The following is a 19,879-nucleotide window of genomic DNA, read 5'->3' on the forward strand; positions in this document are numbered from 1 at the left end:
CGGGCCGCCTTGTAAACGCCTAACTTCACGGCATGCCCACCCCGTCGTCGGACGCCGCCGTGGCGACCCAGGAGCAGATCAGCGCCGAGATCGCCGCGATCGAGAAGGCCCACGCCGCAGCCGCAGTCGCGCTCCCCCAGCCGGCGCTGGACTATCCGCCCTACCGCAGCAGCATCCTGCGCCATCCCACCAAGGACCTGCACCACGCCGACCCCGAGGGGATCGAGCTCTGGGCCCCCTGTTTCGGCCACCAGGACGTCGACGCGCTCGAGGCGGACCTGACCATCCAGCACTCCGGCGAGCCGATCGGCGAACGCATCGTGGTCACCGGGCGGGTCACCGACGGCGACGGCCGGCCGGTGCCGCACCAGCTCGTCGAGATCTGGCAGGCCAACGCGGCCGGCCGCTACGTGCACCAGCGCGACCAGCACCCGGCCCCGATCGACCCGAACTTCACCGGGGTCGGCCGCTGCCTGACCGACGAGACCGGTACCTACCGCTTCACCACGATCAGGCCCGGGCCCTACCCCTGGAAGAACCACCAGAACGCCTGGCGCCCGGCGCACATCCACTTCTCGCTGTTCGGAACGGATTTCACCCAGCGCCTGGTCACCCAGATGTACTTCCCGGGCGATCCACTCTTCCCGCTCGACCCGATCTACCAGTCCATCACCGATCCCCGCGACCGTGACCTGCTGGTGGCCCGCTACGACCACCAGGTCACCCGGCCGGAGTGGAGCACCGGCTACCGCTGGGACATCGTGCTGACCGGTTCGCACCGCACGCGTTTCGAGGCGGAGGGCGACGACGAATGAGCACGCCCACCCCGGGCCAGACCGTGGGCCCGTTCTACGGCTACGCCCTTCCCTACACCGGCGACTGCGAACTCGTCCCGCCCAACTCCCCCGGCGCCGTCCGGCTTCACGGCACGGTCCGCGACGGCAACGGGAACCCGGTGCGTGATGCGCTGATCGAGATCTGGCAGCCCGCTCCCGACGGCTCGGTCGTGCGCCAGGGCGGTTCGCTGCACCGCGACGGCTTCACCTTCACCGGCTGGGGCCGCGCCAGCACCGACAACACCGGCCATTTCACCTTCAGCACGCTCGGTCCCGGAGGCGAGCAGCCGTTCTTCGCCGTCACGGTGTTCGCCCGGGGCCTGATGGACCGGCTGTTCACCCGCGCCTACCTGCCCGGGCCCGATCTGGACGAGAACGCCTTCCTGGCAAGTCTTCCCGAAGAACGCCGCCGCACACTGATCGCCACGGCCGAGCCCGACGGCTGGCGGTTCGACATCCGGCTCCAGGGCGAGGACGAGACCGTTTTCCTGCACTTCCCCGGCCACCGGCCAGGAAATGTGGCCACCGGCGCGGCAGACTGACGCACGTGGACAGCCTGTTCTGGCCCGGCGCCGAGCGCGCCGGGGACCTGATGACGCCGGCCGCGCTCGTGCGGGCCATGGTCGAGGTGGAGCGAGCCTGGCTGGAGGCCCTGGTCGCCGCCGGTGTCGCTCCCGCCGATGCGGGCGGCCAGTTGGGTGCCTTCGAAATTGAAGACGCCCGGGGCCTGGTCGCGAAGGTCGCCTCCGGTTCGGAGGCGGGTGGCAACCCGGTGATCCCGCTGGTGCGGCTCCTGCGGCAGCAGTTCTCCGGCCAACCCGCCGCGAAGTGGCTGCATCGCGGCCTGACCAGCCAGGACGTTCTCGATTCGGCGCTGCTGGGATGCCTGGGCCGGGTGCTCGCCCAGGTGCGGGCCGAACTCGACGGCCAGATCGCGGCGGTGGCCCGTCTGGCCGATCGGCACCGGGCCACCCCGATGGCCGGGCGCACCCTGACCCAGCACGCGGTTCCCACCACCTTCGGAATGAAGGCCGCGCAGTGGCTCACCGCCCTGCTCGACGCCCGCGACGGTCTGGACCGGCTGCCGCCCCTGCCCGTCCAGTTCGGTGGAGCGGCCGGCAACCTCTCCGCCGTGGTCGAACTGGCCCGGCTCGCCGGTTCTCCCGATCCGGCGGCGACGGCCGTCACGATCCTGCGGACCGCGGCCCAGACCCTGGATCTTCAGTTCCGCACGCCCTGGCACACCGCCCGGGCACCGATCACCGCCGTCGGTGACGCCCTGGTGGGCTGTTGCGACGCGTGGGGCCGGATCGCCCGTGACGTGATCGAGCTCGGGCGCCCCGAGATCGGGGAACTGGCCGAACCGGTGGCCGAGGGCCGGGGCGGCTCCTCGACCATGAGCCAGAAGCGCAATCCGGTGCTCTCGGTGCTGATCCGGCGTACCGCCCTGAGCGCCCCCCAGCTGGCCGCCACCCTGCACCTGGCTGCCGCCGAGGCGGTGGACGAGCGGCCGGACGGCTCGTGGCACGCCGAGTGGCCTGCCCTTCAGTCACTTTCACGAGGTGCGGTGGTGGCCGCGGCGCAGGCCGGGGAACTGCTGGCCGGGCTCGAGGTCTCGCCCAGTCGCATGGCCGAGAACCTGCAGGCGGCCGGCGAGGGCATCCAGGCCGAGCAGAGGAGTATGGCCCAGCTCTTCCCCTCTCCCAACCAACCCGAAACCTATCTGGGGCTGACCGATTTCGTCGTGGACGACGTCCTCAATCGGGCCCGTGAAACCAGGGAGCGCAGATGAACCCCCTCGACCGCGACCAGAGCGTCGGCGAGCGCATCGACGCCGGAACGGTGGTGCGCCGCGAGGTGCTGGGCGCCGAGCACGTCGACCGGGCCACCGCCGCGGCGACCGAATTCACGCGCGACTTCCAGCAGTTCATCACCGACTACGCCTGGGGCGGTATCTGGACCCGGCCCGGGCTGGACCGGCGCAGCCGTTCGATGATCACCCTGACCGCGCTGATCGCCCGGGGCCATCACGAGGAACTGGCCCTGCACGTGCGGGCGGCCCGCACCAACGGCCTGACCGACGACGAGATCAAGGAAGTCATTCTGCAGAGCGCGATCTACTGCGGTGTGCCGGACGCGAACACCGCCTTCCGGATCGCCCAGAAGGTGCTCACCGAACTGGACGCGCCGAGCTGATCACACGCCGAGGGCGATCCGCACGCCGATCATCACCATCACCACCGCGATGATGCCGTCCAGAATCCGCCAGGCCATCGGCCGAGAGAACACCGGCCGGAGCAGTCGCGCCCCGAAACCCAGTGCACCGAACCACAACACGCTGGCCAGGATCGCCCCGGCCACCCACCACCAGCGGCCCACCGACTGGCCGTTGGCGATCGAGCCGAGCAGGATCACCGTGTCCAGGTACACGTGCGGGTTGAGCCAGGTCAGCGCGAGCATGGTGACCACCACCCGGCCCACCCGCGCCGGGCTGCCGCTCTCGGCCACCTCGAGCACCTCACCCGAGGGCCGCAGGGCCCGGCGTGCGGCAGTCAGGCCGTACCAGAACAAAAAGGCCGATCCGAGAACGCGAATCACGGTGAGAGCCACTGGCGCGCTCTGCACCACCGCGCCCACCCCCAGCACCCCGGCCAGGATCAGGACCGCGTCGGAAACTGCGCAGATCACCACCGCCGGCGCAACCACCCCCGATCGCTCGGCGATGCCGAGGCGCAACAGGTAGGCGTTCTGGGCGCCGATCGCCACGATCAGGGTCAGACCCGTCATCAGACCAAGGACGGCGGGCACGAGGGTCGCACTCATGTCACCGAAGGTAGGAGCCGGGTGGGGTGAAGTACAGCTCATCTTTCTGAAGCTACGTAAGCTCTGCTTATGCGATTCCACCGCGACCACCTCGAGACGCTGCTGGCGGCCGTGGACGAAGGCACCTTCGACGCGGCCGCGGTGCGGCTCAACATCACCGCTTCGGCCGTCTCCCAGCGGATCAAGGCGATGGAGCAGGCCGCCGGGCGGGTGCTGCTGCAGCGCACCACGCCGATCCGGCCCACCGCCGACGGCACGGTGGTGGTGCGGCACGCGCGCCAGGCCCGGCTGCTGGAAGAGGAGACGGCGCGGGCTCTTTCGCCCGCCCCGGTCGGCGCGATGCCCTCGATCGCGCTCGCGGTCAATGCGGATTCACTGGGCACCTGGTTCCTGGGCGCCCTGGCCGACGTGCTGCAGGACACGGCGGTGGTGTTCGACCTGTATCGCGAGGACCAGGAGCGCACCTCAGACCTGCTGCGCTCGGGCACCGTGATGGCGGCGGTGACCGCCGAGGCCGCCCCGGTGCAGGGCTGCTCGTCGGTGCGACTGGGGACGATGCGCTACCACGCGGTGGCATCGCCCGGATTCGTCGCGCGGCACCTCGGCGGGGGCGCCGGCGACCTGGCCCTGATCGACCAGGCCCCGCTGGTGGACTTCGACCGTCAGGACGGGCTGCAGCAGGCTTTCCTGAGGCGCACCGTCGGGCACGATCCGCGTTCACCGCGGCACTACGTGCCTACCTCGGAAGACTTCGCCCGGGCGGTGAAGGCCGGTTTCGGCTGGGCGATGCTGCCCGACCAGCAGTGCTTGGACGACGTGGCCGCCGGGCGGCTCGTGCTACTGGCTCCCGACCGGCCTGCCGGGGTCGAACTGCACTGGCAGCGCTGGAAACTGGAGTCTGCACTGCTGGACCGGATCAGCCGCGCAGTGCGGGAACAGGCGGGGCGCGAACTGCTCTGAGATCAGCCGATGGCCTGGTCGAGCACCGCGATCATGCGCTGCGGGGGCGCGTCGGCCACCAGCGCCCAGACCAGTTTGCGGCCGCGCTCGAGGCACCAGCCCATCTCCAGCGCCATCGACGAGATCAGGCGCAGCCCGAGCCCGCCCACCGCGTTCACGTCCGGGCCGGGCGAGGCCGGGATCCGGTCGACCGCGGCATCGGAGACCACCAGCAGCCATCCCCGGCTGCCCCGGGACAGCGAGGCCGACACCGGTGACCTCCCGTGCCGCAGGCCGTTGATGGTGAGCTCGCCCATGGTCATCGCCACCCGCTCGCTGGCGGCGGAGAAGACGTGCCCCGAAGGGTGCGCGGCGTTGTGCGACTCACCCGCCGCCGCCACGGCGTTGCGGGCCTCGTCACGGGCCCGCACGGATCCCTCGACCGAGTCGATGACCCAGTCGAGCCGCTGCGCCCAGAAACCGATCGGCGGCCGACCCTCGGCCAGGGTCGCCGCACTCATGACTGACTGGCCGAGATGTCGCCGGCCTGCTGCTGCTCGGGCAGCCAGCGGGCCAGGTCGCCCGCGCCCACCAGGGTGATCAGCTCGGCCACCCGGCGGGAGGGGCCCTGCAGCAGCAGCTCGGCCCCGGCGCTGCGCAGACCGGCGGCCAGGCGGACCACGAACGAGATGCCCACCGAGTCCATCATGGTGACCTGACGTACGTCCATCACCGTCTGCCGGCCCGCGTCGATCGAGAACCGGCCCGCGTACTCCAGGTCGTCGCTCACCCGGACGTCCACGTCGCCGTAGAGAATGACCAGCGTGCAGTCGTCCTGCGCGAGCACGACCACGTCACCCGGGGCGTCGTGGTCCGGCCCAGAGGTCTGGTGGTTCCGGGACACCTTCGCCTCCTTGTCTGCCCCGTGGCAGTCCCCCGTCTGCCCAGCTCGTCCCGCACGAAGACGCCCACGCACCGTTTCTGGACGCGCACGGACTCCGGCAGCTTGCATCGTTATGCTATCTCACCTGGCATTTCCCGCCCGGCAGCCGGAGGAGGCTCATGACCGACGTCGCTGGTGGTCACGGGGTCGCGGCTCTGCGGGCGGCCACCCGCCCGGCGCACGAGCGGCTCGACCGCCTGGTCGACCTGCGCAGCTGGGACCGGGCCACCCACCAGTGGTGGCTGCAGCGCATGCTCGGCCTGCACGAGCCGCTGGAACGCGAGCTCGCGGCCGAGGGGCCGATCGCCCCGGCCCGTCGGCGCAGTACCCAGATCGAGGCCGATCTGCGCAGCCTGGGCCTGACCGCGGCTGCGGTGCGGGCGCTGCCCCGTAGCCCGCTCCCGCCGGCCCCGACCGGCCCCCGGGCCCTGGGGCAGCTCTACGTGCTCGACGGTTCCGCCCTGGGCGGCGCGGTGATCGCCCACCACGCCATCGCGGCCGGAGTGCCGCAGAGCGCCTGCACCAGCCTGGTCCACTCCAAGGCCCGGATCGCCTGCTGGCGGGAGACCCGGCAGCGGCTGGACGATCTCGGCCCCGAGGCGCTGACCCACGCGGTCCGCGCCGCGGTCGAGCTGTTCGCCGTGTTCGAGGCCTGGCTGCACACCCCGGCCCCCGGCCGGCCCACCCTTCCACCGAGGTAAGGCCCTTCCCCGACCGTGAGCGAGCAGATGATCAGCCCGGCCGACCTCGACCAGTGCGCCCAGGAGCCGATCCAGTACCCCGGCTCGGTGCAGCCCCACGGCGTGATGGTGGTCGTGCACCCCGGCCACCAGACCCTGCTGGCCGCCTCGGAGAACCTGGGCCGGTTCCTGCCCGGCGCCGCTGCCACCCCCGGCGTCGGCGCGAGCGAGGTGTTCGGCCCGGATCTGTGGGCCACGATCGCCGAGCGGGTCGCCGACGACGACCTGCTCGAGCCGATCCGCTGGCGGGGCCCGGCCGGCGGCCCCTGGGCCGGGCGCGCGGTCGACGTGCTGGTGCACTTCGCGGGCGAGAACCGGCTGGTGGTCGAGCTGGAGGCGGTGAGCGACGCCTCGCTCGGCCGGTCGGTCTCGCTGTCCGCCACCAACAACCAGATCACCCGGCTGCGGGCCTGCACCACCGCGGAAGAGGTGCTCCAGCGGCTGACCACGGCCGTGCAGCGGGTCACCGGGTTCGACCGGGTGATGGTCTACCGCTTCGACCGGGAGTGGAACGGCGAGGTGATCGCCGAGCACCGCCGTCCCCACCTGGAACCGTTCCTGGGTCTGCGCTACCCCGAGTCGGACATTCCTGCCCAGGCGCGAAAGCTGTACACCCTGAACCGGCTTCGGTTCATCGTCGACTCGCACGCCACCGCCGCCCGGCTCCTGCCGCGCACCCCCGAAGACGGCGGCGGCGAGCTCGACCTGTCGTTCGCACCGCTGCGCAGCGTGTCGCCGGTGCATCTCGAATACCTGCGGGGCATGGGGGTCCGGGCCTCGATGTCGGTCTCGATGATGCGCGAGGGGCGGCTCTGGGGGCTGGTCGCCTGCCACCACTACGACGGCCCGCTGCAGCCCTCGCACGACGAGCGCGCCGCGGCCGACTTCCTCACCCAGGCGGCGATGGAGATCGTCACCACCCGCCAGGCCGGCGCCGACGCGGCCCACCTGGCCGCGGGACAGAGGCGTCTGGAACAGCTGCTGCCGATCCTCGACCAGCCCCAGCTGTCCCCCACCGAGGCCCTGGCGCGGACCGACCTCGGCCCGGTGGCCGCGCTGGCCGACGCCAGCGGGGTGGTCGTGCGGGCCGGTTCGGTGCAGGCCACCTGGGGTGAGGTTCCCGGGCCGGAGGTGGCCGAACGCATCGTGCAGGCGCTGGCCCGCACCGACGGCGTGCCCGCCTTCACCGACGACCTGCGGGGGCTCGGGCTGGGCAGCGACGCGGTGGCCGGGGCCCTGGTGCTGCCGGTCAGCCCCGGGCACTGGGTGCTGTGGCTGAACCGGGCGGTGGAGCGCACCGTGCGCTGGGCCGGCGACCCGGACGACAAGACCATCACGATCCGCGCCGACGGCAGCGCCCGGATCGGGCCGCGCCGTTCGTTCGAGGCCGCCGAGCAGAAGCTGCGCGGCCGCAGTGCCCCCTGGGACTCCTGGAAGGTGCAGGCAGTGACCGCGCTCGGCAGCGCGGCGACCACCCAGCTGCGCCGTTACGAGCGCGACGCGGTGAGCATCGTCGAGGACTTGCACGACTCGCTGCACCCCACCCGTCTGCCCCACCTGACCGGCGTGGACCTGGAAGTGCGTTACGTGCCCGCCCCCGACGGGCGCTTCGCGGGCGACTGGTGGGACTGCTTCGAGCTCCCCGGAGGCAAGCTGGCGCTGGTGGTCGGCGACGTCACCGGTCACGGCAGTGCGGTCACGGCCACCATGACGCAGCTACGTACGGCCCTGCGCGCCTACCTGCTGGAGGGTGCTCCCCCGGCCGAGACCCTGGGCCGGCTCGACGCGCTGGCCCACATGATGTTCCGGCCCACCCTGGCCACCGTGGTCCTGGCCCTGTACGAACCGGCCACCGGCGCGCTGGAGATCGCCCGGGCCGGTCACCCGCACCCGGTGCTGGCCCGCGCCGGAGAGGCCGGGCCGGTGCTGATCGACGCCCGGCTGCCGATCGGCCTGGGTATCGACACCCCGGCGACGTCCTGGTCGGGCACCCTCGAGGAGGGCCAGACGCTGATCCTCTACTCCGACGGGCTCAGCGAAGACCGGGCGCTCTCCCCGGAGGAAGGCATCCAGCGGCTGGCCGGCATCGTGGCCGGAGTCAGCCAGGAGCCGCTCAAGGTGATCGCCGACACGCTCGTCGAGGCCGTGCCCCCGCCGCGTACCGACGACACCACGCTGCTGATCGTCCGCCGCCCCGGCGTTCAGGACCAGACGCAGTAGAGGGCGGCCAGGGCCAGCAGCACGGTCAGCAGGGTGCCGGTCAGCACCGCCCGCGGGTGGTGCACCGGATCGGCCTGGTTGAAGTCGGCCACCCGCTCGCGGTGCCGGGCGCGCTGCGCCAGGCCCAGGGCGGCCGCGGTGACCACCCCGGTCAGGGCCAGGACGATGGCCACCACGATGGTGTCCGGCCGGCCCGCCCGGATCATCAGCAGCGAGACCACGGCGAAGGCCAGGGCGGTGCGGATCCAGGCCAGCGTGGTGCGTTCCACCTGCAGGCCCGGGTCCTCGGAACGGGCCACCGGCTTCAGCCGGTGAGCAGGACGACGCCCACCAGCACCAGCGCCGCGATGCCCACCCCGTAGCCGAGCAGCCCGGCCAGCCCGAGCAGCGGCAGCGGCTCACCCGCCCGCATCGCGCGCTCGCTGGCCCACCAGCGGCGGTAGGCCGCGACGCCGAGGGCGCCGCCCATCAGCAGCAGCAGTGAGCTGATCAGCTCCCGTTCCAGGTCGGGGACGTCGGTCAGGAAGGCGTCCGCACCGATACCGCCGGCGATCAGGCCGAGCGACGTGCGGATCCAGGCCAGGAACGTGCGTTCGTTGGCCAGGGTGAACCGCGGGTCCGGAGCCTTCCCCTCAGAGAGGAGCCTGCGCTCCCAGGAAGGCACCATGAGACCCATGGTCGGCGCTTAACCGTGCGTTCACAAGCCGCCGGACGAGAGTGAGACGGACGCAATTCCATGCCGTTTCGACCGGTTCTGGCTTGCCGACAGGAACACTCGACAAGCTCGGCAAGGGCTCGCGAGCTGCGGCGGGGGCCTTCTGACAGGCTGTGCCCATGCGTCTGGCCATTTTCACCGAGCCCCAGCAGGGCGCCTCGTACCAGGATCTGCTCGCGGTCGCCCAGACCGCGGAGAACGCCGGGTTCGACGGCTTCTTCCGTTCCGACCACTACCTCACCATGGGCGGCGACGGCCGGCCCGGCCCGACCGACGCCTGGGTGACCCTGGCCGGCCTGGCCCTGCAGACCTCCCGCATCCGGCTCGGCACGCTGGTCACCTCGGGCACCTTCCGCTACCCGGGCCCGCTGGCGGTCAGCGTGGCGCAGGTCGACCAGATGAGCGGCGGCCGGGTCGAGCTGGGCCTCGGCGCGGGCTGGTTCGACGCCGAGCACTCCGCCTACGGCATCCCGTTCCCCTCCGTGGGCGAGCGCTTCGACCGCCTGGAGGAGCAGCTCGAGATCATCGACGGCCTGTTCCGCACCCCGGTCGGCGAGACCTACGACTTCACCGGCAAGCACTACCGGTTCGCCGACTCGCCGGCCCTGCCCAAGCCGGCCCAGGAACGCCTGCCGTTCATCGTCGGCGGCAAGGGCGCCAAGCGCACCCCCGCGCTGGCCGCCCGGTTCGCCGCCGAGTTCAACACCCCGTTCGTGAAGCAGGCCGAGGTGGCCCCGCTGTTCCAGCGGGTGCGCGAGGCCTGCGCCGCGGCCGGCCGCACCGACCTGCCGGTCTTCTCCTCGGCCGCGGTGCTGTGCGTGGGCCGCGACGAGGCCGAGGTCAAGCGCCGGGCCGCGGCGATCGGGCGGGACGTGGAGGAGATGCGCGAGAACGGCGGCATCGTCGGCACCCCGGACCAGGCGGTCGAGGCGATCGGCCGGTACGCCGAGGCCGGCGCCACCCGGCTGTTCCTGCAGACCCTCGACCTGTCCGACCTCGACCACGTCGAGCTGGTCGCCTCCGCGGTGGCCCCGCAGCTGGCCTGAGCCCGGTGATCATGCACCTCCGGCCGGCCCGGAGGTGCATGATCACCCGCGGCCGCCTAACATCTCTCCCTCTCGGAGGGTGGGTGGTACGGCGATGAAGTCGGTCCGGCTAGAAAAGGACGGGCCGGTGCGGCACATCGTGCTGGCCGCGCCCAAACGGCGTAATGCGCTGTCCGCCCAGATGCTGGACGAGCTGGCCGAGGCGGTCGCCCGGGTGGCCACCGACGACGCGGCCCGGGCCCTGGTGATCCGGGCCGAGGGCAAGGCGTTCTGCGCCGGGGCCGACATCCACGGCCTGTTCGGCGACCTGAACCGGCCCACCGCGCAGATCCGCGACGACCTCAAGCACATCTACGCCAGCTTCCTCGGGGTGGCCGACCTGCCCATCCCGACCATCGCCGCGGTGCACGGGGTGGCCGTCGGGGCGGGCATCAACATCGCGCTGGCCTGCGACATCGTGATCGCCGGGCGCAACGCCCAGTTCGCCGTCACGTTCGCCGACATCGGTCTGCACCCCGGCGGCGGGGCCAGCTGGTTCCTGACCCGCCGGATGGGCGCCGACCGGGCCCTGGCGGCGATCATCGCGGCCGAGACCATCGACGCCGACAGTGCCCTGCGGCACGGCCTGGTCACCCAGGTCGCCGACGACCCGGCCGAGGTCGCCACCCGGCTCGCCCACCAGGCCGCCTCCCGCGACCCGGGCCTGATCCGCGACGCCAAGCGGGCCGTGCAGATCGCCGAGACCTCGGAACTGCCCGAGGTGCTGGAGTTCGAGTCCTGGGCCCAGGCCGCCACCGTGGGCCGGCCGGACTTCGCCGAGTTCGTGGAGCGCTTCACCAAACGCTGAAGCCCCGGCCGTCCCACCGCCGGCAGCCTTCAGTGAACCTTCATCGGCCGCCTGCACTCTTCATCCCGTCAGCACGAGAACGACGGGCGCAGGAGGAGGCAGACCGTGCCGGTGACCATCAGCAACGCCGCCGAGAACGGCACCACCCGGCTTTCCGGGGCCGAAGGGCCCCGGGCGGGTGACCTGACCGCACACCTGATCGCCACCGACGTCTGGTCCGACCACCTGCTGGTGCGGGCCGGGATCGCGGTGGTGGACGCCCGGCTGGTCACCGTGGGCGGTGGCCTCGGCTCGTTCCTGCTGGCCGACCGGCTGCTGATGGCCGGAGCGCCGGCCGGGGACGTGCGGGTGCTGTCCAACCTGGACGTGCCCTGGCAGACCTACGAGCACCTGGCCCGGGTCTCCCAGGTGCCCACCCCGGAACGCGAGCAGGTGCTCGAGGGCCTGCGGCGTGAGCACGACCGCATCGGATACCCGGAGCTGCTGGCCCGGGGCATGGTGCGGATGGTCCGGCGGCGGCAGGGCGGCGGGTACTTCACCGTGCTCACTCCCCCGGCGGGCACCACGCCCACCCCGCGGGTGGTCTACCGCAGCCAGTTCGTGCACCTCGCACTGGGTTACCCGGGCCTGCGGTTCCTGCCCGACCTGCAGCGCTACCGCGCCGACACCGGTGACCACCACCGGGTGGTCAACGCCTACGAGGGACACGAGCACGTGTACCGCGAGGTGGCGACCCGGCCCTGCACCGTGGTGCTCAGGGGCACCGACCCGGTCGGTGACCGGATCGTGAAAAGGCTTACGGACGATCGTGAGCGCCTGCGTACAGGGGTCCGGATCGTGCGGGCCGGGTTCGGGCGGCCGCGCACCCAGACCGACCGCCGGTTGCACCACCAGTTGCGTCAGGGCACCCAGGAGGGCTGGTACCAGCTCGTGAACGGGGAAGCCCAGCTGCTGCGCCGGCACGGCGACCGACTGTCGATGATGCTCACCCCGGGCGGGCTCGAGCTGGGGTGCGACTTCGTCATCGACTGCACCGGATTGGAGACCGACATCGCCCAGCACCGGGTGTTCGACGACCTGCTCGGGCACAGCGGGGCCCGGCGCAACCCGGTGAACCGGCTGGCGATGGAGCGCAGCTTCGAGGTGCACGGCACCCGCAACGGCATCGGCCGGATCTACGCCAGCGGTGCCGCCACCCTCTCCACCCCCTCTGCTGCCACCGAACCGGACAGCATCACCGGCCTGCAGGCAGCGGCCCAAGAGATCACCCGTGACCTGGTCCGGCAGGGCTTCGCCCGGCGCTCCGGGCCCGGCCGGGCGGCCCGGCAGTGGTGGCGCCGCACCCGCAACCAGCGACCCTGACCAGGAAGGACGAACCGAGATGAACACCATCGAGAGTAGTTGCACGGCAGTCCTTCCCGGTGACGGGCTGGTGCATCGTGGCCCCGGCGCCGTGGTCGTCCTGCCGCACCTGACCGAAGAGCAGCTGCCGCAGGCCCGGACCATCCTGGCCGCCTGCGCCCGGCTGACCGACGACCTCACCGGGCGCACGACGGTGCTCGCCATCGCCGAGATGGCCACCCGTTGCCCCCGGCCGGGCCTGCCCGCTTTCGGGCTGGCCCTGGACACCGACCTGGGTCTGGTCGTGATGCTCCACGACCAGACTGCCGCCGAGATCCACCGGCCCGGCCAGGAGGTGGCGCGACTGAGCGGCACCGACTCGCTGGCCTGGGTGGAGCGGCGATTCACCGGGCGGGTCGACAGTTTCGGACTGTGGACCGGCTCGCACCAGACGTACCCCGGGACGGGATCAGCGGCAATGGAGGGGATTCCGCTGAACCTGTCCCGGGGTACTCTCCCCGGCGCCGGGGTGTTCCTGACGAACGGTGAAGAAGACTCTGCGGAGGCGCCTTTCGCCCACGCCGAGCCGATCGCGCACCAGGCCGTCGTGGTGGAGCAGGACCTGCTGGAGACCGCCGAGCGCCGGGTCGAGATCGCCCGCACCAGCGAACAGCCGGTGCCCCCGCCCTACGCTCCGAGCGCCCCCACCACCTATGCCCGCGTGCCCTACGCCTTTCCGACCCGCGCCGGCACGCCTTCGCCGACCCGAGGGGGACCAGCAGGGCAGCCGGACCCTGCCTCCGGACCGGCGTCGGACGCGGCACCAGGCTGGGCCTCGGACCAGGCCTCGGACCAGGCGTCGGACCAGGCCTCGGACGCCGCACCGGACTGGGCCTCGGACCGAGCCTCGGACCTGACGCCGGACTCGACGCCGGACCTGGCCACCGAGCCTCTGACCCACGACGCCGCACCCGAATCCACTGGCCGGCGCGCCGGACCCGGCGACCTTGAACAGGCCGACTCCTCTGCCCCGGCCGACTTCTCAGCCCTGGCCGGCCCCTCTTCGCCGGCTCATCAGGCTCACCTCACTGACTCCTCCGCGCCGACCCACCAGGCTCACCAGGCTGTCCCAACTGCCCCGGATGACCAGGCCGATCCAGCCGGTTCGGCAGGTCAAGCCGGTGCCGGTCCAGCCGGTGCCGGTCGCGCCGGGGGCCAGGACGCCGACTCCTACCTCCTCGACGACGCCGACCCGGCCGACGACGAGCGCGGCTACGGCTCCCAGCTCCCCTCCACGCCCCACCTCGGCCAGGCGCAACTCCCCATCCAGGCCCACCTCCAGCCGTTCGCCGAGACGGCCGCCGTGCAACAGCCGCGCAAACCAGTTCCCCCTCAGCCTCTTCGCACCCCCGGCGGCGGTGTCTCCGTCCCCCGCCCGAACGTGCCCCCGATCGAAGGAGTGCTCTGCGCGCGCGGGCACTTCACCGACCCCAAGGCCACCTTCTGCGCGATCTGCGGCCTGTCCATGCAGCAGGTCACCCGCCGGATCACCTGGCGGCCCCGGCCCACGCTCGGGGTCCTCGTGCTGGACGACGGCACCTCGGTGACCGTCGACCACGACCTGATCATCGGCCGCGACCCGACCGCGCACCCGGCCGTGGTGGCCGGGGACGCCAAGCCGATGTACCTGAACGACGAGCTCAACGGCGTCTCCCGGGTGCACGCCCGGATCACCCTGGTCGACTGGTCGGTGTGCCTGACCGACGAGGAGTCGGCCAACGGCACCTTCCTGATGGACGCCAACGGCACCCACGCGGTGCACGGCGAGGACGCGGTCGAGCTGGCCGGCGGCTCGGTGATCCGGATCGGCCGCCGGACGCTCACGTTCGACGGGTATCACAGTGCAGGCGAATAATCGGCAAGGGTATGTCGGCTATGTCACGACCACCGATACTCTCCGGAGGGAACCGAGGAGGCAGGAATGAGCGTGCGCCCCAGCCAGCGCGGCAACCGCCGACGCCGCTTCGCCGTTCTCGCGCTCACCCTCTCGGTGCTCGCCGTCGTCTGGAGCACCCAGACTGCCGCCGCGCCGCACCCGGCCGCCCCGGCGTCCACCTACCCCGAGCCCACCGGTGGTCACGACTCGCACGGCAGCAGCGGCAACGCCTCCCCGGCCCCCGGCTCCTCGCCCACCGGCACCGAGCACGACGCCGATGCCCACGTCGACCTGCCGCAGGGCGGGCAGGAGTGGTCCACGCCCGACCTGGTGGCCCAGGGCGCGCTGGTCCGGATCGAGACGGCGGCCGACGTCTACGTCGCGCTGCACCACTTCCACGTCGAGAAGTACAGCTACACCGAGGTCAGCGACCCGCAGGCGGTGGCCACCGGCACCTTCGTCAACGCCCAGGGCCTGGTGATCACCAGCAAGGGCGCCCTGCACGACGACGCCGAGCAGGTCGAGCGGTTCGGCACCTGGGGCGTCAACCGGGCCTTCGTGCAGGCCGAGTTCATGAAGGAGATGCCGGCCGACCCGTTCGCCCGCACCGAGATCACCGAAAGCACCAAGGGCCGGCTGGCCGACACCCCGCCCACCGACCCGGAGATGAACGACCGGCTGCAGAACTGCTACGAGTGGGAGACCTCGCACCACTGCGCGGTCTTCGTGGTCATGCACCAGCGGGTCGTGCCGAGCGTGCAGGACAAGGACAGCACGGCACTGGAAGGGCTGCCCCAGTCCGACGCCCGGGTGGCCGCACTGGCCACCCAGCCCCGCGGGATCACCCCGCTCACGCTGCAGTTGGCCAACCCCGAGCCGGGCAGTAAGTACTGGGTGGTCAGTTCCCGCGGGGTGAACGAGGAGCCGCTGGTCGGCACCGGCACCCTGACCGACTCCGAGCGCGACCCGCTCTCGGCGCAGGACCTGGCCAAGTGGCAGGAGGAGTTCGGCGACCTGGCCGAGGGCTCACCGGTGATCTCCGAGCGCGGTGACCTGGTGGCCTTCCTGGGCACGGCCGAGGGCAGCGACGAACTGGCCGCCGTCTCCTCCTCGCACATGTCCAACGACCTGCGCACCTTCGGCCTGACCCGCGACTCCAGCCCGGTCGACGCCCAGTTCCAGGACGGGCTGGAGCTTTTCGAGGCGGACCAGTTCGCCGCGGCGGTGCCCAAGCTGAAGGTGGCGGCCGAGGCCACCGGCGGGCAGCGGGTGGCCCGCGAGCTGCTGGCCCAGGCCGAGGAGAAGTCCGGCACCGCCGAGGACCTGTCCGACGAGGCCGACGTGCTGGCCGCCACCGGTGAGCCGGCCTCGGGGTGGAGCGGACTGGCGATCGCCGTCTTCGCCGGCCTGGTGGTGCTCGTGCTGATCGGGATCGGTATCGCGGTGGCCACCGTCCGGCGGCGCAGCTGGCCGAGCGACGAGTCGGCGGAGGCCGGCGCATCGGGCCAGGCCAGCGGGTCAAGCACGCTTGGCGGTTCAGGAGGATCTGGCGGATCAGGCAGATCTGACGGGTCAGGCGGGCCTGGCGGGCCTGGCGGGTCGAGCAGGCCCGGTGGCTCAGACGGCCTGGGCGGGCCAGGCGGATCTGGCGGTCCCGGCAGATCAGACGGACCAGGCGGGTCTGGTGAGCGTTCGGTGGGCGAGACCGATCAAGTGGTGGCGTTGGCCGGCAGGCCGGGTTCGGCCGGGCACGGCGCTCCGGCTGGGTACGGCGCTCCGGCCGGACTCACAACTCCGACCGGGCACGCCGCCTCACCCGATCACACCGCTCCGGCCGGGCACGGCACTCCGCCTGGGCGAGGCGCCGTCGGCAACCGCACACCGGACGGGTCGGCGAGCACCTACGTAGGCAACGCCACCGGCGCCCAGCACCAGGCGGGCCGCACCTCGGACCCAACTGGCCGACCCGGCAACCCCTCCGGCGTGTACCCGCCCCTCGGCAACGCGTCTGGTTCAAACCAGCCGGCCGCCCAGGCTCCCGGCACCCAAACGCCCGCCGACAACGGTCCGGGCCCACAGACGTCCGCAAACAACCACCCCGCCGGCCCCCCAAGGTTCGGCGACAATGCCGGGGGCTCACCGGCGTCTTCAAACAGCCAGCGCATCGGCATCCCGACCACCCTGTTCGCCACCGGCACCACCGACCCGAAACCAGACCCGGGCGAAGCACCCACCCTGAAACGCGGCGAAACCCCGCCCATAGCACCGCCGCCACCCCCGGCTCGCCCGTCGGGCGGTTTCTGCCGCCAGTGCGGGGCGCAGCTCTCCCCCGGAGACCGGTTCTGCTACTCCTGCGGCGCACCGTCGGGCTCCCCCGCGAGCAAGGGGTGAGGGCATGGACGCGCGTGGACAGATGATGCTCTCCCCCGGAGACATCCTTGCGGGGTACGAGATCGAGGGGTACATCGCCCGGGGCGGGATGGCGGTGGTCTACCAGGCTCGTGACCTGTCCCTGGGCCGGCGGGTGGCGCTGAAGCTGATCGCGCCGGAACTGGCCGACAACGACAAGTTCCGGCAGCGGTTCATCCGTGAGTCCGAGCTCGCCGCCTCGCTCGACCATCCCAACGTGCTGCCGATCTACGCCGCCGGGGAGTCCGAGGGCCTGCTCTACATCGCCATGCGCTTCGTGGACGGGCAGGACCTGGGCCGGCTGATCGCTGCCCGGGGGCGGCTCGACCCGGCCGACGTGCTGCCGATGTTCACCCAGGTGGCGGCCGCTCTCGACACTGCCCACGCGCACGGCCTGATCCACCGCGACGTCAAGCCGGGCAACATCCTGATTGCCCAGACCCCCGAGAACCACGTCTACTTGACCGATTTCGGCCTCACCAAGCGGTCCACCAGCCTGTCCGGCTTCACCACCGCCGGACACTTCATCGGCACCATCTCCTACGTTGCGCCGGAGCAGATCGGCGGCCAGGAGGTCACCCACGCGGCCGACGTGTACGCCATGGGGTGCGTTCTCTACGAAGCACTTTCCGGCGCACCGCCGTTCCAGCGCGACGACGACGCGGCCATGCTGTGGGCGCACATGTCGGCCGACCCCACGCCGCTGGCCGGTTTCGTGCCGGACATCCCTCCGGCGGTGGACGAGGTGATCGCCCGGGCGATGGCGAAAGACCCCACGCAGCGCACCGTTTCCTGCCGCGCAGTGGTCGCCGAGCTGCGTGAGGCGTTCCGCACCGGCCAGGCCCCTCCGGTCGAGACGTCGTTCGCTCTGGGCCAGCGCCGTCCGCCGGCCGACTCGATGGACGACCAGCCCGGCCTGGACGAGCCCCTGCTCACCCCGCCGGCCCCGATCGTGGTGCCGGCCAACGCGGCCGAGCCCGGCCGCAAGGTGCTGCGCAAGGCCCCCTGGATCATGGCCGCGGTAGCCGTGGTGGCCCTGCTCAGCTCCGCCTTCTTCGCCCTTCCGCGCTGGCTGCAGCCGGATTTCGTGAGCTACCGGGGTGAGGACGAGTCCACCTCCTGGCTTGCCTTCGACCGCCCGTCGGACTGGTCGCTGCACCCGAACCTGAGCAAGACCTGCTTCTGCACGAACCAGTACGGCGCGGTGCTGGAGACCGGTGACTGGGGCAACGTGATCGCGGCGATCAAGAACGACGTCAGCGTGGAGGGCCTGTACGCGGAGCAGACGCCGCGTCTGGACCTGGAGGACGCGAGCGCGGTCAGCCGGCACCTGGACACGTTCCTGGCCGAGAACAAGAAGGAACTGAGCACCCCCGTGCGCACCACGGTGGACAACCGCTCGGCCTGGGCGGTGGAGGGCACGCTGATCGCCAGCAAGGACCCGAAGCTGCGGCTGAGCATCCGCTACCTGATGGTGATGTCGGCCTCCGGCCGCAGCACCGACCACATCGTGATCTTCACCCGCGACCAGGACCGTGAACGGCTCACCGACCGGCTGGACCGGGTGGAGCAGTCGATCCGCCTGCTCGAGAACGGCTGAGCCGGTTCAGGGCTTCTCCGGTTTGACCGCGGTGACGGTGTGCTGCCGGGAGCCGATCCGCTCCGAGGGGGCGCGCAGGAAGAGTGCCGTGTCGCCGACCTGCACGGTACCCCGCAACCGCAGCGCCGCAACGTCTTCCACCCGCGTACCGTCGACCGTCACGCCGTTGGTGGACCCGAGGTCGCGCACCTCGAACCCGTCGGCCGTGCGCACGATGCTGGCGTGGCGGCGTGAGACCAGCGGGTCCCAGTCGATCCGGATCTCGCAGTCGGCCGAGCGCCCGATCACCACCGGCGACCGGTCGAGCATCGGCCGGGCCTTGAGCATGCCCGCCGCATCGAGCCAGACCAGGGTGGGCGCGGTGCTCACCGGCAGCACCGGCGGGGCCGATCCGCCGGCCACCGACTGCCCCACCGAGTCGGCCTGGCGCAGGATCATCGTCTCCAGCTCGCGCAGGGCCGGGCCCGGGTCGAGCCCGCCCTCCTCGGCCAGTACCTCACGGGCGCGGCGGTAGGCGGCCAGCGCCTCGCTCTGCCGGCCGCCCACGTTCAGCGCCAGCATGAGCTGCCCCCACAGGCGTTCCCGCAGGGGCGCGGTGGCCAGCAGTTGCTCGATCCGCTCGGGCAGGTCCGGGGCTCCGCCGCCCTGCAGCTCCGCGTCGAACAGCACCTCGGCCGCGGAGATCCGCAGCTCTGCGTAGTAGGCGCGGCGCCCCTCCAGCGCGGGCACCGGTACGTCGTCGCAGAAGTCGCCCCGCCAGGCCTCCATGGCCACCCGCAGGCGTTTCACCGCCCCCGGGGTGAGATGGGCCCGCAGTGCAGCCAGGGCGTCGTCGAGGGCGGCCGCGTCGGTGGCCACCACCGCGCCGTCGAGCCGGTAGCCGGCCCCCACCCGTTCGAGCGCGGTGCCGTAGGGCGCCAGCAGCGACCGCAGCTGCGAGACGTGCACGTGCAGCGTGTTGGGGGCCGGGTTCTCCACGTCGAAGAACGCGTCTTCGAGCAGGGCACTCGTGCTCACCGTGCGCCCGCCGGCCGCGGCCAGCTGAGCCAGGATGGCCCGCCGGCGCCGGCCCATCACCTTCACCGGGCGCTCGTCCACCCGCAGCTCCAGCGGCCCCAGCAGGCCGATCTGGACGGGCTGGACGGGCTGGACCGGGTGCCCGGTCACAGGTACGGGGCGATCTCGGCGAGGATCAGCTCACGCGGTCTCACGCCCTTGATCCGGGCGGCCTCCTGGCCGGCCCGGAACAGCACCAGCGTGGGCATGGCGGTGACCTGGTAGAGGTCGGCCACCACCGGGTTGTCGTCGACGTCGAGCACCACCACACGCAGCCGCCCGGCCTCGTCGGCGGCGATCTGCTCGAGCACCGGCGCGATCATCTGGCAGGGCGGGCACCAGTCGGCGGAGAACTCGACCAGCACCGGCAGCGGGCTGGCCAGCACATCTGCGGCGAAGGAGGCCTCGGTGGTGGCGGTCAGGGACAC

Annotated in this window: 20 protein-coding genes; 13 read left to right on the forward strand and 7 right to left on the reverse strand. The window is 72.1% G+C overall.

Going from position 1 to position 19,879, the window contains the following annotated elements:
- Positions 1-32: 32 nt before the first annotated feature.
- From pcaH to pcaC, 4 genes are read left to right on the forward strand one after another with little or no spacing between them, the layout of a single operon-like run.
- A complete protein-coding gene (pcaH, locus tag QSK18_RS26210; protein ID WP_232813061.1) occupies positions 33-815 on the forward strand; it encodes a protocatechuate 3,4-dioxygenase subunit beta in 783 nt (260 codons plus the stop codon).
- Positions 812-1,378, forward strand: coding sequence for a protocatechuate 3,4-dioxygenase subunit alpha (gene pcaG, locus QSK18_RS26215; RefSeq protein ID WP_232813062.1), 567 nt, complete (start codon positions 812-814; stop codon positions 1,376-1,378). The genes pcaH and pcaG overlap by 4 nt, the downstream gene beginning before the upstream one ends.
- 5 nt (positions 1,379-1,383) lie before the next feature.
- Positions 1,384-2,628 carry a lyase family protein gene (locus QSK18_RS26220; protein WP_232813063.1) on the forward strand — a complete coding sequence of 415 codons (1,245 nt, stop codon included), beginning with the start codon at positions 1,384-1,386 and terminating at the stop codon, positions 2,626-2,628.
- Positions 2,625-3,032: a 4-carboxymuconolactone decarboxylase gene (gene pcaC / locus QSK18_RS26225; protein WP_232813064.1), complete on the forward strand. Its 408-nt coding sequence runs from the start codon at positions 2,625-2,627 to the stop codon at positions 3,030-3,032. Before QSK18_RS26220 ends, pcaC begins: the two co-directional genes overlap by 4 nt.
- On the opposite strand, the gene QSK18_RS26230 is transcribed toward pcaC, so the two are convergent.
- Positions 3,033-3,659 carry a LysE/ArgO family amino acid transporter gene (locus QSK18_RS26230; protein WP_232813065.1) on the reverse strand — a complete coding sequence of 209 codons (627 nt, stop codon included), beginning with the start codon at positions 3,657-3,659 and terminating at the stop codon, positions 3,033-3,035.
- Between the two features lie 69 nt (positions 3,660-3,728).
- On the opposite strand from QSK18_RS26230, the gene QSK18_RS26235 reads away from it, so the two are divergent.
- Positions 3,729-4,619, forward strand: a complete 891-nt coding sequence (locus QSK18_RS26235) for a LysR family transcriptional regulator ArgP (RefSeq protein ID WP_285624435.1) — start codon at positions 3,729-3,731, stop codon at positions 4,617-4,619.
- A 2-nt stretch (positions 4,620-4,621) separates the two neighbouring features.
- Here QSK18_RS26235 and QSK18_RS26240 read toward each other — a convergent pair whose 3' ends face one another.
- Both QSK18_RS26240 and QSK18_RS26245 read right to left on the reverse strand, forming a co-directional pair.
- A complete protein-coding gene (locus tag QSK18_RS26240) occupies positions 4,622-5,119 on the reverse strand; it encodes an ATP-binding protein (protein WP_232813067.1) in 498 nt (165 codons plus the stop codon).
- Positions 5,116-5,502, reverse strand: coding sequence for an STAS domain-containing protein (locus QSK18_RS26245; RefSeq protein WP_232813068.1), 387 nt, complete (start codon positions 5,500-5,502; stop codon positions 5,116-5,118). Before QSK18_RS26245 ends, QSK18_RS26240 begins: the two co-directional genes overlap by 4 nt.
- A gap of 158 nt (positions 5,503-5,660) precedes the next feature.
- Here QSK18_RS26245 and QSK18_RS26250 point away from each other — a divergent pair, with 158 nt between their 5' ends.
- Together QSK18_RS26250 and QSK18_RS26255 are read left to right on the forward strand one after the other, a co-directional pair.
- On the forward strand, positions 5,661-6,242 hold the full coding sequence (locus QSK18_RS26250; protein WP_232813069.1) for a biliverdin-producing heme oxygenase: 582 nt from the start codon (positions 5,661-5,663) through the stop codon (positions 6,240-6,242).
- Between the two features lie 15 nt (positions 6,243-6,257).
- Positions 6,258-8,501: a SpoIIE family protein phosphatase gene (locus QSK18_RS26255; RefSeq protein ID WP_285624441.1), complete on the forward strand. Its 2,244-nt coding sequence runs from the start codon at positions 6,258-6,260 to the stop codon at positions 8,499-8,501.
- Here QSK18_RS26255 and QSK18_RS26260 read toward each other — a convergent pair.
- On the reverse strand, positions 8,483-8,800 hold the full coding sequence (locus tag QSK18_RS26260; protein WP_232813071.1) for a DUF202 domain-containing protein: 318 nt from the start codon (positions 8,798-8,800) through the stop codon (positions 8,483-8,485). The genes QSK18_RS26255 and QSK18_RS26260 overlap by 19 nt on opposite strands.
- A 5-nt stretch (positions 8,801-8,805) precedes the next feature.
- Complete coding sequence (locus QSK18_RS26265; RefSeq protein WP_232813072.1) at positions 8,806-9,168, reverse strand: YidH family protein; 363 nt, start codon at positions 9,166-9,168, stop codon at positions 8,806-8,808.
- Positions 9,169-9,335: 167 nt separating this feature from the next.
- Between QSK18_RS26265 and QSK18_RS26270 the strand changes: the two genes are divergently transcribed.
- The 6 genes from QSK18_RS26270 (at position 9,336) to QSK18_RS26295 (ending at position 18,395) form a co-directional block, all read left to right on the forward strand.
- A complete protein-coding gene (locus QSK18_RS26270; protein WP_232813073.1) occupies positions 9,336-10,262 on the forward strand; it encodes an LLM class F420-dependent oxidoreductase in 927 nt (308 codons plus the stop codon).
- Between the two features lie 94 nt (positions 10,263-10,356).
- On the forward strand, positions 10,357-11,109 hold the full coding sequence (locus QSK18_RS26275; protein WP_269810708.1) for an enoyl-CoA hydratase: 753 nt from the start codon (positions 10,357-10,359) through the stop codon (positions 11,107-11,109).
- A 105-nt stretch (positions 11,110-11,214) separates the two neighbouring features.
- A complete protein-coding gene (locus tag QSK18_RS26280) occupies positions 11,215-12,471 on the forward strand; it encodes an FAD/NAD(P)-binding protein (protein ID WP_285624449.1) in 1,257 nt (418 codons plus the stop codon).
- A gap of 19 nt (positions 12,472-12,490) precedes the next feature.
- On the forward strand, positions 12,491-14,365 hold the full coding sequence (locus QSK18_RS26285) for an FHA domain-containing protein (protein ID WP_285624452.1): 1,875 nt from the start codon (positions 12,491-12,493) through the stop codon (positions 14,363-14,365).
- Positions 14,366-14,431: 66 nt separating this feature from the next.
- Positions 14,432-16,777 (forward strand): zinc ribbon domain-containing protein, encoded by a 2,346-nt coding sequence (locus tag QSK18_RS26290; RefSeq protein ID WP_285624455.1) that lies wholly within the window; start codon positions 14,432-14,434, stop codon positions 16,775-16,777.
- 4 nt (positions 16,778-16,781) lie between these two features.
- Positions 16,782-18,395: a serine/threonine-protein kinase gene (locus QSK18_RS26295; RefSeq protein ID WP_232813077.1), complete on the forward strand. Its 1,614-nt coding sequence runs from the start codon at positions 16,782-16,784 to the stop codon at positions 18,393-18,395.
- Positions 18,396-18,401: 6 nt separating this feature from the next.
- On the opposite strand, the gene QSK18_RS26300 is transcribed toward QSK18_RS26295, so the two are convergent.
- Both QSK18_RS26300 and QSK18_RS26305 read right to left on the reverse strand, forming a co-directional pair.
- Positions 18,402-19,562, reverse strand: coding sequence for a BTAD domain-containing putative transcriptional regulator (locus QSK18_RS26300; protein WP_285624458.1), 1,161 nt, complete (start codon positions 19,560-19,562; stop codon positions 18,402-18,404).
- Complete coding sequence (locus tag QSK18_RS26305) at positions 19,559-19,879, reverse strand: thioredoxin family protein (protein ID WP_232813079.1); 321 nt, start codon at positions 19,877-19,879, stop codon at positions 19,559-19,561. Before QSK18_RS26305 ends, QSK18_RS26300 begins: the two co-directional genes overlap by 4 nt.

The sequence above is a fragment of the Kineosporia sp. NBRC 101677 genome, from assembly GCF_030269265.1.
Taxonomy (GTDB): Bacteria; Actinomycetota; Actinomycetes; order Actinomycetales; family Kineosporiaceae; genus Kineosporia; species Kineosporia rhizophila.

What these genes read in the sequence shown, in the direction of transcription:
- pcaH (WP_232813061.1), top strand. Translation starts at nt 33, where the DNA reads ATGCCCACCCCGTCGTCGGACGCCGCCGTGGCGACCCAGGAGCAGATC.
- pcaG (WP_232813062.1), top strand. Translation starts at nt 812, where the DNA reads ATGAGCACGCCCACCCCGGGCCAGACCGTGGGCCCGTTCTACGGCTAC.
- pcaC (WP_232813064.1), top strand. Translation starts at nt 2,625, where the DNA reads ATGAACCCCCTCGACCGCGACCAGAGCGTCGGCGAGCGCATCGACGCC.
- QSK18_RS26230 (WP_232813065.1), bottom strand. Translation starts at nt 3,659, where the DNA reads ATGAGTGCGACCCTCGTGCCCGCCGTCCTTGGTCTGATGACGGGTCTG.
- QSK18_RS26235 (WP_285624435.1), top strand. Translation starts at nt 3,729, where the DNA reads ATGCGATTCCACCGCGACCACCTCGAGACGCTGCTGGCGGCCGTGGAC.
- QSK18_RS26240 (WP_232813067.1), bottom strand. Translation starts at nt 5,119, where the DNA reads ATGAGTGCGGCGACCCTGGCCGAGGGTCGGCCGCCGATCGGTTTCTGG.
- QSK18_RS26250 (WP_232813069.1), top strand. Translation starts at nt 5,661, where the DNA reads ATGACCGACGTCGCTGGTGGTCACGGGGTCGCGGCTCTGCGGGCGGCC.
- QSK18_RS26265 (WP_232813072.1), bottom strand. Translation starts at nt 9,168, where the DNA reads ATGGTGCCTTCCTGGGAGCGCAGGCTCCTCTCTGAGGGGAAGGCTCCG.
- QSK18_RS26270 (WP_232813073.1), top strand. Translation starts at nt 9,336, where the DNA reads ATGCGTCTGGCCATTTTCACCGAGCCCCAGCAGGGCGCCTCGTACCAG.
- QSK18_RS26275 (WP_269810708.1), top strand. Translation starts at nt 10,357, where the DNA reads ATGAAGTCGGTCCGGCTAGAAAAGGACGGGCCGGTGCGGCACATCGTG.
- QSK18_RS26285 (WP_285624452.1), top strand. Translation starts at nt 12,491, where the DNA reads ATGAACACCATCGAGAGTAGTTGCACGGCAGTCCTTCCCGGTGACGGG.
- QSK18_RS26290 (WP_285624455.1), top strand. Translation starts at nt 14,432, where the DNA reads ATGAGCGTGCGCCCCAGCCAGCGCGGCAACCGCCGACGCCGCTTCGCC.
- QSK18_RS26295 (WP_232813077.1), top strand. Translation starts at nt 16,782, where the DNA reads ATGGACGCGCGTGGACAGATGATGCTCTCCCCCGGAGACATCCTTGCG.